The following is a 13,825-nucleotide window of genomic DNA, read 5'->3' on the forward strand; positions in this document are numbered from 1 at the left end:
TCACCGGGGTCGGCGGAAGCCGTCCTCGAGGTCCTCCTCCCGGCGGCGGCTACGCGCCCGCTCCAGGGCCAGCACCGCCCCGCCGTACACCCCGCCCAGGACCAGCAGGAAGATCCCGATCCGGACGACGATGAGCTGGACGCCGGCGAGGCCGAGGTCCGCGCCCGCCACCAGGGTCAGCAGGCCCAGGGCGAACAGGTAGTAGAGGGTGACCAGCAGGTAGTTCAGCGAGGTCGAGATCGACCGGTCGCCGTACACCTCGGCGAGGAAGTCCCGCCCGATCCGGCGCAGGAGCACGCCCACCACCACCGTGACGACGACGCCGATCACCATCGTCGTCACGAAGCTCGCCGTCGAGACCCCCATCGGTGACCGCCCTCGTCGTTCCGGTGCGCGATGGGTCCGGCAACGGTGTGGGGGCTCAGAGCGCGCGACGTATCTGTCCGACTACCCCTCCGGGGACCGCGACCAACCCGGGGTGCTCAGGGCGCGTCGTCCCCGTCCTCCCGCGGCGACGGCCCGTGGGAGCCCGGCACCACCCGCGCCTCGAGCCGCGCCCACGTCGCACTCCACTCCGCGAGCGGGACGAGCAGCCGCTGCAGGACCTCGAGCTGCTGGTCGAACGCCGCGAGCTGGCTCTGCATCGCGCCCACCGCGTCCCGCTGGGCCTGGATCGCCGCGCGCATCGCCCCGAGCTGCGCCGCCGACATCGCGCCGGGGTGCGTCGCGACCTCCGGCAGCGCGGGCAGCTCGCCGAACGGCGTCGCCGACCCCGCGGCCCTGACGACGTTCTCCGCCAGTCCGCGCAGGCCGGTGACGACGCTCCACAGCGGGTTCTGGCCGCCCGCAGGCTCCGGTGCCTCGCTCATGCCCACGGTCTACCCGACCGCCGGACCTCCGCACCCGTGGGCCCGGGTCACGACGGGTCGAGGAACGCCGCGAGGATGCGGTCGGCCGCGAGCGCCGGGGTGAGCCCGCCCTCGCGGACCTCGTGCTCGAGCTCGGTGCGCATGCCCTTGACCTGGGGATGGTCCTGGAGCCGCCCGAGCAGGCGGTCACGGACCATCTGCCAGGTCCAGTCGACCTGCTGCTGGGCGCGCTTCTCGGCCAGCCCGCCCCCGGAGTCGAGGTGCTCCTGGTGGCGCACCAGCGCCGACCACACGTCGTCGAGACCCGTCCGCTCGGCCGCGCTGCAGGTCAGGACGGGGACCTTCCAGGTCTCCCGCTCCCCGCGCAGCATCGCGAGCGCCTGCTCGAGCTCCCGCGCGGCACGCTTCGCCTCGCGCGCGTGCGGCCCGTCCGCCTTGTTGACGGCGATGACGTCGGCGATCTCGAGGATGCCGCGCTTGATGCCCTGCAGCGAGTCGCCCGTGCGCGCGAGGGTCAGGAAGAGGAACGAGTCGACCATCTGCGCCACGGTCGTCTCCGACTGCCCGACGCCGACGGTCTCGACGATGACGACGTCGTAGCCCGCCGCCTCCATCACGACCATCGTCTCGCGCGTCGCCTTCGCGACCCCGCCGAGCGTGCCGGCGGTCGGCGAGGGCCGGATGAAGGCGTCGTCGTCGGTGGCCAGCTCGTTCATCCGCGTCTTGTCGCCGAGGATCGAGCCGCCGGACCGGGTCGAGGACGGGTCGACGGCGAGCACCGCGACCTTCGAGCCGGCGGCGGTCAGGGTCGACCCGAGCGCCCCGATGAACGTCGACTTCCCGACCCCGGGCACCCCGGAGATGCCGATCCGCCGCGCCCCGCCCGCGTGGGGCAGGAGCTCGACGAGCAGCTCCTGGGCGGCCTCCCGGTGGTCCGGGCGCGTCGACTCGACGAGCGTGATCGCCCGTCCGATCCAGAGCCGAGACCCGGACCGGACGCCGTCGACGTACTTCTCCAGGTCGATGTCGCTCACGTCGCCTGCCCGATGACCCCGCACGACACGGTCGGTCATCCTACGGACACGGGTCGCCGCCTCGGCGAGATCGCCGACACTCCTCCGCCGCCGCGGTGCGCAGCACACCCCGACGCCATGGTCGAGGGCGGAGAGTGGGCGCGGTCATCGCTGACACGGAGGTGCGGCACGTGCCCGGGCAGGGGCTCTCCCCGAACATCCTGGACGGCGTCCTCGTCGTCGTCGGGCTGCTCGCCCTGCTCCGGGGCTGGCGCCAGGGGGCGCTCGTGGCGCTGCTCTCGCTCGGCGGCCTGGTCCTCGGCCTGCTGGCGGGCGCGTGGGTGGCGCCCCGGGTCGCGGCGTGGTTCCTCGACGAGCCGGGCGCCGGGACCGCGCTGCTGAGCCTCGGGCTGCTCCTCGTGGCCATCCTCGTCGGGCAGGGGATCGGCCTGCGTCTCGGTCTGGCGCTGCGGCGCGGCGTCGTCCGGATCGGCGCCGGCCCCGTCGACCGGGTGCTCGGGCTGGGGGTCGGCCTGGCCGGCACCGCCCTCGTCGTGTGGCTCCTCGCGGGGGTGCTCGCGCAGGGCCCGATCCCGGCGGTGGCCCGCCAGGTGCAGGGCTCGGAGATCGTCGGCGCCCTCGACCGGTCGCTGCCCCCGAGGCCCGCGGTCGTCGGCGAGGTCGCGGCCTACCTGGACCGGCAGGGCTTCCCCGCGGTGTTCGCCGGGCTGGGCGGCGGGATCTCGGCCCCGCCGGTCGCGCCGACGGCGGACGCCGCCGTGGCGGCGGCCGCACGGGCCGGGCAGCCGAGCACCGTGCGGGTCCGCGGCCTGGGCTGCGGCACCGCGATCGGCTTCGGCTCCGGGTTCGTCACGGCGCCCGGCGTCGTCGTCACCAACGCCCACGTGGTGGCCGGCTTCGACCGGTTGACCGTCGAGGACACGACGGGCCGGTACACCGCGGAGCCGGTCCTCGTCGATCCCGCGCTCGACGTGGCCGTGCTGCGGGCGCCCGAGCTCGGCGCGCCCCCGCTCGCGTGGAGCGAGGCGGGCGTCGGGCGGGGCGACGAGGGCGCCACCCTCGGCTTCCCGGGCGGGAGCACCGACCTGGTGGTGGAGCCGGCCACCGTCCGCACGCGGATCGACGCCGTCGGACGCGACGTCGACGGCGGCGCGTCGGTGCGACGCGAGGTGCTGGTCCTGGCCGCCGCGGTGGAGCGCGGCGACTCCGGCGGGCCGTTCGTCACCGCCGACGGTCGGGTGGGCGGGGTGGTGTTCGCCGGTGCTCCCGACGGCAGCCCCACCGGCTACGCGCTGACCGTCGAGCAGGTGCGTCCGGTGGTCGCCGACGCCGTCCTCCGCGACACGCCGGTCGACACCGGGGCCTGCCGGTTCTGAGCCGCCGTCACCCCTCGGGGGGCTCGGGGATCCAGGAGCCGTGGAAGCCCGAGGGCACGCCGCGGGGCAGGGTGACCGCGGCGACGGTCCGGGTCACGTCGGTGGCGTCGAGGACGAGCAGCCGCGAGGCCGAGCCGTCGGCGCGCGTGGTGATCGTCAGCAACCAGCCGTCGTCCTCGCCCCGGTCGGCGCGGGCGGCCGGGACGAACACGGCCTCCCCGGCCTTGACCTCGGGTCCGAGCTCGTGGACGAGGGTCCGCCCGGTCGTCAGGTCCAGCTTGAGGATCGCGTTGGCGGCCCGCGACGAGGTGACGCCGTAGCGGTAGCGGGCGGCGCGGCCGACGCGCTCCGGGTCGACGGTGGGGAACTCCACGGGACGGTCGTCGAGCGGGCCCTCGGACACCCGCCCGGTGGCGGGGTCGAGGACCCAGCGGTGCATCCGTGCCGCTCCGGTGCCGGCCGCCCGGCCCGCGGGGTCCGCGCCGGCGGCCCCGGCCGCGTCACGGGCCGCCTCCGGGGCGGTGTCCCGGGCACGGCCGCGTCGTCGACGGCGCGTCGGCGGTGCCCACTGCGCCGCCATGTCCGCGGCGTCGTAGCGGGACCCGTCGACGACGATGCGCCCGTCGGCGTCCTCGTGCGCGGTGCCGACGTGGAAGACGTAGCAGGGGTCGATCTCGAACCACCGCACCGTCGCGGTCGGGTCGTCGTGGCGCATCACGCCGAGGCGCGCGCCGTAGGACTCGTCCCAGACGAACGGGAAGCCGGCCCGGATGTGCCGCAGGGAGAACGTCAGCGGGAGGTCCAGCCACACCGTGTGCCGCGCCGTGATGGCGGCGTCGTGCATGAGGGTCGGGCGCCGGACCGAGACCCGGCGGCTGACCACGAGCTCCCCCGCGGCGGAGAGCCGGTGGTAGGTCAGGAACGGGGGCACCGGCGAGTAGCCGTAGAAGTGCAGCTCCCCGGTCACCGGGTCGGCCTTCGGGTGCGCGGTCATCGCCGTGCGCAGCCGCCCGCCGAAGTCGCAGGGGCCGACCGTCCCGAGGTCGCGGTCGACCTCGTACGGCAGGCCCTGCTCGACGAGCGCGAGCAGCCTCCCGCCGTGCTCGATGACGTGGGTGTTGGCCGGCACCGCGGTGAGGTCGACCCCTCGCCAGGACAGGTAGCGGCGGCCGGCCAGTGCGCCGGTGCGGACCCAGCGGTTGCGGTACCAGAGCGCCCGCCCGCGCCCGAGGCGCACGCCGTGCAGCATCCCGTGGCCGCGGAACCAGTGCCCCGGATCGGCGCCGGGCAGCGGGTTCGGGCCGTTGCGGACGTAGCGCCCGTCGAGCTCCGGCGGCAGCGTGCCCTCGACGGGCAGGTCGACGGCGTCGATCTCGTCGGGCACCGGCGCGTAGTGACCGGTCAGGTGGAGAGGGCGGGCGTCCTCGGCGGCGGTCAGCAGAACCTCCGTGCTCGACTCCCGCGAGCCTCCCCCGCGCGACCCGGGCCTGCCACCCGGGAGCTCAGCCGGCGGTGTGCCCCAACCGCTCGGACAGCGTGCCGAGTAGCTGCGTCGCGGCCTCGGCGATCACCGTGCCCGGACCGAAGATCGCGGCGGCGCCGTTGTCGAGCAGCTCCTGGTGGTCGCCGGGCGGGATGACGCCGCCCGCGACGATGAGGATCTCCTCGGCGCCGGCCTCCGCGAGCTCGTCGCGCAGGGCCGGGACCAGCGACAGGTGCCCGGCCGCGAGCGACGAGACGCCGACGACGTGCACGTCGGCCTCGACGGCCTGGCGCGCGACCTCGGCGGGCGTCTGGAACAGCGGGCCCACGTCGACGTCGAAGCCGAGGTCGGCGAACGCGGTGGCGATGACCTTCTGCCCGCGGTCGTGGCCGTCCTGGCCCATCTTCGCGACGAGGATGCGGGGCCGGCGGCCCTCGGCGTCGGAGAACCGCGACGCCGCCTGGCGCGCCTGCTCGACGGCGGAGTTCTCGCCCACCTCGTCACGGTAGACCCCGGAGATCGTCCGGACGTCCGAGCGGTGCCGGCCGTAGACCTCCTCGAGCGCGTCGGAGATCTCGCCGACGCTGGCCTTGGCGCGCGCGGCGTCGATGGCGAGCTTGAGCAGGTTGCCGTCGAGACCGGTCTCTCTCGTGCCCTGGTCGGCGGCGCGGGCGGCGTTGGTCAGCTGCTGCAGCGCCGAGCGCACGGCCTCGTCGTCGCGGTCGGCCCGGAGCTCCTTGAGCCGCTCGACCTGCTGGCGCAGCACGTCCTTGTTGTCGACCTTGAGCACGTCGACGTCCTCGCCCGCGGTCAGCGGGTACTTGTTGACGCCGATCAGCGGCTGGCGCCCCGAGTCGATCCGGGCCTGGGTGCGGGCCGCGGCCTCCTCGATGCGCATCTTCGGCAGGCCCTCGTCGATCGCCTGCGCCATGCCGCCGGTGGACTCCACCTCCTGGATGTGGGCCCACGCGCGGCCGGCGAGCTCGCGGGTCAGGCGCTCGACGTAGGCCGAGCCGCCCCACGGGTCGACGGTGCGCGTGGTGCCCGACTCCTGCTGCAGCAGCAGCTGGGTGTTGCGGGCGATGCGCGCGGAGAAGTCGGTCGGCAGCGCGAGCGCCTCGTCGAGGGCGTTGGTGTGCAGCGACTGGGTGTGCCCCTGGGTCGCGGCCATCGCCTCGACGCAGGTGCGGACGACGTTGTTGTAGACGTCCTGGGCGGTGAGCGACCAGCCGGAGGTCTGGCTGTGGGTGCGCAGGGAGAGCGACTTCGGGTTCTGCGCGCCGAACCCGTGCACGAGCTTCGCCCACAGCAGCCGGGCGGCGCGGAGCTTGGCGATCTCCATGAAGTAGTTCATGCCGATGCCCCAGAAGAAGGACAGCCTCGGCGCGAACTTGTCGATGTCCAGCCCGGCGTTCCGGCCCGCCCGCAGGTACTCCACCCCGTCGGCCAGCGTGTACGCCAGCTCCAGATCGGCCGAGGCCCCGGCCTCCTGGATGTGGTAGCCCGAGATGGAGATCGAGTTGAACTTGGGCATCTTCTCCGAGGTGTAGCTGAAGATGTCCGAGATGATCTGCATCGACGGTTTCGGCGGGTAGATGTAGGTGTTGCGGACCATGAACTCCTTGAGGATGTCGTTCTGGATGGTCCCGGCCAGCTGCTCCGGCGACACCCCCTGCTCCTCGGCGGCGGCGACGTAGAGCGCCATCACCGGGAGCACGGCCCCGTTCATGGTCATCGACACCGACATGCGGTCCAGCGGGATGCCGTCGAACAGCTGGCGCATGTCGAGGATCGAGTCGATCGACACCCCGGCCATCCCGACGTCCCCGGACACGCGGGGGTTGTCGGAGTCGTAGCCGCGGTGGGTGGGCAGGTCGAACGCGACCGACAGGCCCTTCTGCCCGGCGGCGAGGTTGCGCCGGTAGAACGCGTTCGACTCCGCGGCGGTCGAGAAGCCCGCGTACTGGCGCACGGTCCAGGGCTGGGTCACGTACATCGTCGGGTACGGCCCGCGCAGGTACGGCGTGACGCCCGGGTAGGTGTGCAGGAAGTCGAGGCCCTCGAGGTCCGCGTCGGTGTAGAGCGGCTTGACCCCGATGCCCTCGGGGGTCTCCCAGACGAGGTCCTCGGCGCCCTTGCCGGTGGCCTCCTCGAGCGCTGATTCCCAGTCGCCCGACGGCCCCTCGGGGGTGCCGAGCTCGACGTCACCGAAGTCGGGGATGCTCATCGGACCTCCAGGGCCTCGAGGGTGTCGCGGAGAACGGCGGCGGCGTCGCACCCGGCGTAGAGGGTGGCGTCGACGCCCTCGACGTCCTTCTTCCCTGCCAGCAGGATGCGCGTCGCTCCGGCCTCGCGCAGGGCCGCGGCGACGCCGGCGGCGTGCTCGTCGTAGCGCTTGTCCGACGACGCGATCACCGCCACCGGGGTGCCGGCCTCGCGGAAGGCGTCCGCGATCTCCTGCGGGTCGGTGCCACCGGGGCCGTCGAGCGTGGCCACGCCCCCGGCGTTCAGCAGGTTCGTGGTGAACGAGGCGCGGGCGGTGTACTCGGCGAGGGCGCCGATCGTGGCGAGGAAGACGGTCGGGCGCTGCCCCGTCGACGCCGCGGCGTCGGCGCGGTCGCGGAGCTCCTCGAAGACCTGGGCGTAGCGCCGGCGGGGCAGGCCGCCGTCGTGCTCGGTGATCGGCAGGGGGGCCCGCTGCGGGAGCTCCTCGTGCAGGTTCGGGAACTCGCTGACGCCGGTGATCGGGTCCTTCCGCCGGGCGATGCGCGTCGCCCGCTGCTGCCACGTCTCGTCGAGGCGAGCCGCGAGGCTGCCGTCGTCCAGCACCGCCGCGATGCCGCCGTCGCGCTCGGTACGCGTGAACTCCTCCCAGGCGGCGTGGGCCAGCGCGTCGGTCAGCGACTCGACGTACCAGGAGCCGCCGGCCGGGTCGATGACGTGCGCGAGGTGCGACTCCTCGAGCAGCAGCGCCTGGGTGTTCCGCGCGAGGCGGCGGGCGGCCTCGTCGGGACGGCCGAGCTCGCTGTCGAAGGGCAGCACGGTGACCGCGGCGGCCCCGCCCAGCCCGGCGCCGACGGCGGCGACGGTGGTGCGCAGCATGTTCACCCACGGGTCGCGGCGGGTGATCATCGCCGGGCTCGTGACGGCGTGCTGGACCATCGCCCGCGCGCTCTCGGAGGCGCCGGACACGGACCCGATCCGCTCCCAGCAGCGGCGCGCGGCGCGGAGCTTGGCGAGCGTCGCGAACTGGTCGGCGGTGGCGGCGAACCGGAACTCGATCCGGCGGAACGCGTCGTCGGTGCTCAGGCCCGCGTCGGTGAGCAGGCGCAGCGCGTGGACGCCGGCGGCGAGCGCGGCACCGAGCTCCTGGGCGTCGCTGCCGCCCGCGCGGTGGTACGGCAGGGCGTCGGCGACGACGGTGCGCAGCTCGGGGTGGCTCCCGGCGGCCTGCCGGGCGTGCTCGAGGAGGGCGTCGGTGTACGGCTGGTCCAACGCCGGCCCGCCCTGGGTGCGGTCGAGCAGCGGGTCGTAGCCGAGCGAGCCGCCGATCGCCCCGGAGCCCGCCTGCTCGGCGAAGCGCAGCAGCGCCGCGGCGGCGTCCGGGGTGTCGCGGCCGGCGTCGAGCGCGATCGGCGCCAGGTCGACGAACACGCCCTCGAGCAGGGTCGGCAGCGCGTCGACGGGCGGGCCGCCGGCGTCGCCGAGCACGAGCCACAGCGACGAGACACCGTTCTCCAGCTCGGCCATGACCACGTCGTGGGCCTCGCCGAGGTCACCGTCGGCGGGGAACGCGTGGCGCTGGCGGACCAGCCAGCCCTCGGCGACCTGGCCCTCGGGGCGGGCGCCGCGGACGAACGGCGGCAGGCCCGGCACCCCGACGGGCACGTGCGGGGCGTCCTCGGCGGCGTAGAGGCCGGCGATGGTGATGCCGTCGTCGGTGACGGTCGCGAGCGCCGCCTCGGCCTCCTCCGGGGACAGCTCGCGGCCCGACTTCGCCAGCACGCCCGCGACCAGCTCGCGCCACTGCTCGCGGGTCGGCGCCTCGAACTCGCCAGCCAGCGTCAGGTCCTCCGGGCTCTCGGTGGGCTCCGCTGCGGTCATGCGCGGGATCGTAGGACGGTCAGGCCCGACCGGTTCGCCTCCGTGCGCCAGGCCACCGGTGCGGGCGAGCGGAATCGGTCGAGTCGGGGTGCGGGTGTTGCAGCGAACGGGCGGTTCGCTGCCTCTACGCGCGCGAACTCCCCGTTCGCGTCCCCCGCATGTGCACCCGCTCGCCCTGGCGCCCGAACAGCGCGAGCACCTCGACCGGCCCGTCGCCGGTGCTCCCCAGCCAGTGGGGACGCCGGGTGTCGATCTCGGTGGCCTCGCCCGGCCGCAGAACGAGGTCGCTGTCGCCGTTGATGACGCGCAGCCGCCCGGCGAGGACGTAGACCCACTCCCAGCCCTGGTGGGTCGGCAGCTCGGCGGGCGGGGTGTGCCGGGCGGGCGAGAAGACGAACTTGTAGGCCGCGGGCTGGCCGGGGCTGCGCGAGAGCCGGTACATCACCGTGTCCTCGCTCTGCGCGACCGGCGCGTCGCGGGCGGGCGGGGCCTCGCGCAGGCCGACGAGCTCGTCGAGCCCGGTGCCGTAGACGGTCGCCAGGGGCAGGAGCAGCTCGAGGGTGGCGCGCCGGCCACCGTGCTCGAGCCGCGAGAGGGTGCTGACCGAGATGCCGGTGCGCTCGGAGAGCTCGGCGAGGCCCAGGCCCTCGCGGCGCCGCCGCGTGGCCAGCCGGGCGCCCAGGTCGCCGAGGACGTCGGTGGACATGTTTGCCACTATGGCAAGAATCCTCGTCGCCGGCCCGCCGTCGGCGCACGGTGGTCCCATGACCGACGAACCCCTCGACGCCCTCGTCCTCGGGGGTGGCGCGGCCGGGCTCTCCGGCGCGCTGACCCTCGCCCGCTCCCGCCGCTCGGTGCTCGTGCTCGACGCCGGCGAACCCCGCAACGCCCCCGCCGAGGGGGTGCACGCCTTCCTCACCCGCGACGGCCTGCCGCCCGCCGAGCTCGTGCGCCTCGGGCGCGCGGAGGTGGAGTCCTACGGCGGCCGGTTCCGCTCCGGCGCCGCCGTCGCCGCGCGCCGTGAGAGCGAGCTGTTCGCCGTCGACACCGCCGACGGCGACACGCTGCGCGCGCGCCGGCTGCTCGTCGCGACCGGCCTGGTCGACGAGCTGCCCGACCTGCCCGGCGTCCGCGAGCTGTGGGGCCACGACGTGCTGCACTGCCCGTACTGCCACGGGTGGGAGGTGCGCGACCAGCCCGTCGCCGTGCTGGGCAGCGGGCCGAACAGCCTGCACCAGGTCAAGCTCTTCTCGCAGCTGACCGCCGACCTCGTCTACCTGCGCCACCACGCGCCGGCGCTCTCGCCCGACGAGGCGGAGGAGCTCGCCGCGCTCGGCGTCACGGTGATCGACGAGGAGGTGGCCCGCCTGGAGATCGCCGACGGCCGCCTCACCGGTGTCCGCCTCGTCGGCGGGCGGGTCGTGCCGCGCACCGCACTCGTGGTCGGGCCGCGGTTCGTGGCGCGCAGCGCGGTGCTCGAGGACCTCGGCGTCCCCGTCGTCGACCACCCGTGGGGCGGGCGCTACGTCGCGACCGCCGACGTCACGGGCCGGACCGAGGTGCCCGGCGTCTGGGTCGCGGGCAACGTCGCCGACCTGTCCGCGCAGGTCGTCGCGGCCGCCGCGGCGGGCACGATGGCGGGCGCGCGGATCAACGCCGACCTCGTCGAGGAGGACATCGCGCGGGCCGTCGCCCGCCACCGGGAGGGAGCACTCGCATGACGACCCACGAGCAGTACACCGCCGCGTTCTGGGACGAGCGCTACGGGAGCAGCGAGAGGATCTGGAGCGGCGAGCCGAACGCGGTGCTCGTGGCGGAGGTCGCCGACCTCGCGCCCGGCACCGCCCTCGACGTCGGCAGCGGCGAGGGCGGCGACGCGATCTGGCTCGCCGCGCGCGGGTGGCGGGTCACCGCGGTCGACGTCTCGGGTGTGGCGCTCGAGCGCGTGGCCGCCCGGGCCGCGGCCGAGGGCCTCGGCGAGCGGGTGACGACGCGCGCCGTCGACCTCTTCGCCGACGACCTCCCCGGCGGCTTCGACCTCGTCACGATGCACTTCATGCAGCTGCCGGGTGCCGAGCGTCCGCGGCTCTACCGAGCCGTCGCCGGCGCCGTCGCGCCCGGGGGCACGCTGCTGATCGTGGGGCACGACCCGGAGGGCATGCCGCCGGAGGCCGAGCACCACCACCCGCCGGACATGTTCGCCACGGCCGAGCAGCTGGTCGGCGAGCTCGGCGACGCGATCGCGGGCTGGACGGTCGAGGTCGCCGAGCGCCGGGGCCGCGACGCCGTCCAGCCCGACGGACGCCCGCGCTTCCTCTACGACGCCGTGCTGCGGGTGCGCCGGCCGGGGCGAATGGGGCCTTCGCGCGCGTAGAAGCAGCGAACAGCGCGTTCGCTGCTACGACAGGCGCGCCTTCTGCACCTTGCCCATCGCGTTGCGGGGCAGGGCGTCGACGACGCGGACCTCGCGGGGGCGCTTGTGCGCCGAGAGGCGGTCGGCGACGAAGGCGATGACCTCCTCGGGGTCGACGGGGTCGCCGACGAGGACGACGTGGGCGACGATCCGCTGGCCCAGGTCGTCGTCGGGCTCGCCGACCACGGCCGCCTCGCGGATGCCCTCGTGCTCGAGGAGCGCGGTCTCGATCTCGCCGGCCCCGACGCGGTACCCGCCGGTCTTGATGAGGTCGACCGAGCGGCGGCCGACGATCCGGTGGTAGCCGCCCTCGTCGATCACCGCGGCGTCGCCGGTGCGGAACCAGCGGTCCGTGGTCCACGTCGCGGCGGTCGCCTCGGGGCGGCCGAGGTAGCCGTCGAACAGGCCGGGGCCGCGCAGCTGCAGCTCGCCGATGGTCTCGCCGTCGTGCGGGAGCAGCTGGACACCGTCGTCCTGGGCGGTCTCCTCGTCGGTGGACGCCAGTCGCGTCTCCACCCCGGCGACGGGCACCCCGACCCAGCCGGGCCGGCGCTCGCCGTCGGCCCGGACCGACAGGGTGATCATGGTCTCGCTCATCCCGTAGCGCTCGACCGGCGCCTGCCCGGTGAGCTCGCGCAGCTGCTCGAACACCGGCACGGGCAGCGGCGCGCTGCCCGAGACGAGCAGGCGGGCCGGTCGCAGCGCGGCCGCGGCCTGCGGGTCGGCGGCGATGCGCGACCAGATCGTCGGGACCCCGAACAGCAGCGTCGCGCCGTGGTCGCGGACGGCCGCCGCGTACGCCGACGGCTTCGGCCGCCCGACGTGCACCAGCGGCGAGCCGATCCGCAGCGCGCCGAAGACCCCGAGCACCAGCCCGTGCACGTGGAACAGCGGCAGGCCGTGCGCGAGGGTGTCCCGCGCCGTCCAGTCCCAGGCCTCGGCGAGCCCGTCGAGCCCGGCGCCCATCGCGGCCCGCGAGAGCAGCACGCCCTTGGGCGCGCCGGTGGTGCCGGACGTGTAGAGCACCAGCGCCGGGCCGTCGTTCGGGGCCTCGCGGGCGACGTCGCCGCTGCGGCGGTTGATGTCGACCTTGCGCATCGGCAGCGAGACGTCGTGCGGCCGGTCGCCGATCCACAGCGAGGCGCCGGAGTCGGTGATGACGTGGCTGCGCTCGCCCGGGCCGGTGTCGGGCGGCACCGGGACGACGGGCACGCCGGCGAGCAGGCCGCCGACCATCGCGACGACGGCCTGCGCCGTCGGCTCGGCGAGCACGGCGACCGGGCCCTCGTCGGAGCGTTCGCGGATCTGGTCGGCGACGACGGCCGCCGCCCCGAGGAGCTCGGGACCGGACATGGCGGCGTCACCGACACGGATCGCGTCGGGGTCGTCGAGGGCCCCCTCGGCCAGTGCCCGCAGCAGCGTCATGGCGCCCATGATGGGTTCTGCCCCCGCGGGCGCGCGCGGCTACCCCGGCGGGCGGCCTCGCACCAGCAGCTTGTCGACGATCACCCCGCAGCTTCCGGGCGTCGCGCTCGCCGCCCCCACCGGTTGTCAACGGGGGGCGGGCGGCCGTGATCGTCGGGAGGACGGCCGGGTCGAGCGCGACATCGCCAGCGTCGAGACGGCCCGTGACGTCCGGCGCCCCTCGTCGCGTCGGGCCTGGAGCAGGCTGAGCCGCTACCCGTCCCGGCGTCGCATCTGCCACACCGTGACCGCGGCGCCGAGGACGACGTAGACCAGCGCCCGCCCCGTGCTCGAGGCCAGGCCGTCGAGCGGGAGCGGGTCGCGCAGGGCGTCGGCGCCGGCGGTCCAGCCCGAGGTCAGCAGCAGGGGCTGGAGCCACTCGAGCGACGGCACCGCCGCGAGCACCCCGAAGACGATCAGGCCGCCGAGGACGGCGGCCAGCACGACGAGCGGGTGCTCGGTGAACGCCGACACCGCGAGGGCGACCGCCGCGATGGCCAGCAGCTGCACGATCGTCCAGCCCGCCACCAGCGCGACGCGGCCGAGGGCCTCGCCGAGCCCGAGCGTGGTGCCCGACAGCGTGATCATGGTGCCGCTCGGGCCACCCACGACGACGAGGCCCGTGAGCACGCCGACCACCGCGACGACGAGCACCGCCAGCACGGCGACCGTGAGCACCCCGGCCGCCTTCATGACGACCAGGCGGACCCGGCCCACCGGGGCGAGCAGCAGCCCCCGCAGCGTGCCGTGCGCGGCCTCGCCGGCCAGGGCGTCCGCGGCCGCGGTGGCCACCGTCAGCGGGAGCAGGAGCGAGAGCGCGAGGCCCAGGGCGGCGATCGGCAGCACGAGGCCGTTGCCGGCCACCGCGGCGACCAGGCCCGGGCCGTCGCCGTCGCCCGGACCGCCGGTCAGCGCGATCCCGACCCCGAGCGCGATCGGCACCAGCGCCAGGAGCCCGAGCAGGACCAGCGTGCGGGGCCGGCGCAGGACCCACCGGATCTCTGCGGCAGCGAGCCGTCCGAGCGGGGCGACCGAGCGGGTCGAGGCCCGGCTCGCGGGCGGGGCGCTCGCGGACACCGTCG

Annotated in this window: 12 protein-coding genes; 3 read left to right on the plus strand and 9 right to left on the minus strand. The window is 75.4% G+C overall.

The window, feature by feature from the left end; all coding sequences use genetic code 11:
- The 3 genes from PH190_RS23140 to meaB all read right to left on the minus strand — a co-directional run bounded on the left by PH190_RS23140 (window position 1) and on the right by meaB (window position 1,942).
- Entirely contained in the window at window positions 1–366 is a 366-nt protein-coding gene (locus PH190_RS23140; protein WP_274233882.1) for a hypothetical protein, read from the minus strand.
- A 116-nt stretch (window positions 367–482) separates the two neighbouring features.
- On the minus strand, window positions 483–869 hold the full coding sequence (locus PH190_RS23145) for a hypothetical protein (protein WP_274233883.1): 387 nt from the start codon (window positions 867–869) through the stop codon (window positions 483–485).
- A gap of 47 nt (window positions 870–916) precedes the next feature.
- A complete protein-coding gene (meaB, locus tag PH190_RS23150) occupies window positions 917–1,942 on the minus strand; it encodes a methylmalonyl Co-A mutase-associated GTPase MeaB (protein ID WP_274233884.1) in 1,026 nt (341 codons plus the stop codon).
- A gap of 131 nt (window positions 1,943–2,073) precedes the next feature.
- Between meaB and PH190_RS23155 the strand changes: the two genes are divergently transcribed.
- Window positions 2,074–3,279 (plus strand): MarP family serine protease, encoded by a 1,206-nt coding sequence (locus tag PH190_RS23155; protein WP_274233885.1) that lies wholly within the window; start codon window positions 2,074–2,076, stop codon window positions 3,277–3,279.
- 7 nt (window positions 3,280–3,286) lie between these two features.
- Here the strand turns inward: PH190_RS23155 and PH190_RS23160 are convergent, their stop codons facing one another.
- From PH190_RS23160 to PH190_RS23175, 4 genes are all read right to left on the minus strand, one after another.
- On the minus strand, window positions 3,287–4,663 hold the full coding sequence (locus PH190_RS23160; protein ID WP_274233886.1) for a carotenoid oxygenase family protein: 1,377 nt from the start codon (window positions 4,661–4,663) through the stop codon (window positions 3,287–3,289).
- Window positions 4,664–4,781: 118 nt separating this feature from the next.
- Window positions 4,782–6,989, minus strand: coding sequence for a methylmalonyl-CoA mutase (gene scpA, locus PH190_RS23165; protein ID WP_274233887.1), 2,208 nt, complete (start codon window positions 6,987–6,989; stop codon window positions 4,782–4,784).
- Window positions 6,986–8,866 carry a methylmalonyl-CoA mutase family protein gene (locus PH190_RS23170; RefSeq protein WP_274233888.1) on the minus strand — a complete coding sequence of 627 codons (1,881 nt, stop codon included), beginning with the start codon at window positions 8,864–8,866 and terminating at the stop codon, window positions 6,986–6,988. The genes scpA and PH190_RS23170 overlap by 4 nt, the downstream gene beginning before the upstream one ends.
- 124 nt (window positions 8,867–8,990) lie before the next feature.
- The gene (locus PH190_RS23175) at window positions 8,991–9,572 is read right to left on the minus strand and encodes a helix-turn-helix domain-containing protein (protein WP_274233889.1); all 582 of its coding nucleotides are present in this window, start codon (window positions 9,570–9,572) and stop codon (window positions 8,991–8,993) included.
- A 58-nt stretch (window positions 9,573–9,630) separates the two neighbouring features.
- Between PH190_RS23175 and PH190_RS23180 the strand changes: the two genes are divergently transcribed.
- A complete protein-coding gene (locus PH190_RS23180) occupies window positions 9,631–10,587 on the plus strand; it encodes an NAD(P)/FAD-dependent oxidoreductase (RefSeq protein ID WP_274233890.1) in 957 nt (318 codons plus the stop codon).
- On the plus strand, window positions 10,584–11,240 hold the full coding sequence (locus tag PH190_RS23185; protein ID WP_274233891.1) for an SAM-dependent methyltransferase: 657 nt from the start codon (window positions 10,584–10,586) through the stop codon (window positions 11,238–11,240). The genes PH190_RS23180 and PH190_RS23185 overlap by 4 nt, the downstream gene beginning before the upstream one ends.
- A gap of 24 nt (window positions 11,241–11,264) precedes the next feature.
- Here the strand turns inward: PH190_RS23185 and PH190_RS23190 are convergent, their stop codons facing one another.
- The gene (locus PH190_RS23190) at window positions 11,265–12,704 is read right to left on the minus strand and encodes an acyl-CoA synthetase (protein ID WP_274233892.1); all 1,440 of its coding nucleotides are present in this window, start codon (window positions 12,702–12,704) and stop codon (window positions 11,265–11,267) included.
- A 252-nt stretch (window positions 12,705–12,956) separates the two neighbouring features.
- On the minus strand, window positions 12,957–13,820 hold the full coding sequence (locus PH190_RS23195; RefSeq protein WP_274233950.1) for an ABC transporter permease subunit: 864 nt from the start codon (window positions 13,818–13,820) through the stop codon (window positions 12,957–12,959).
- Between the last annotated feature and the right edge of the window lie 5 nt (window positions 13,821–13,825).

This window comes from Actinomycetospora straminea, from assembly GCF_028737255.1.
Classification (GTDB): Bacteria; Actinomycetota; Actinomycetes; order Mycobacteriales; family Pseudonocardiaceae; genus Actinomycetospora; species Actinomycetospora straminea.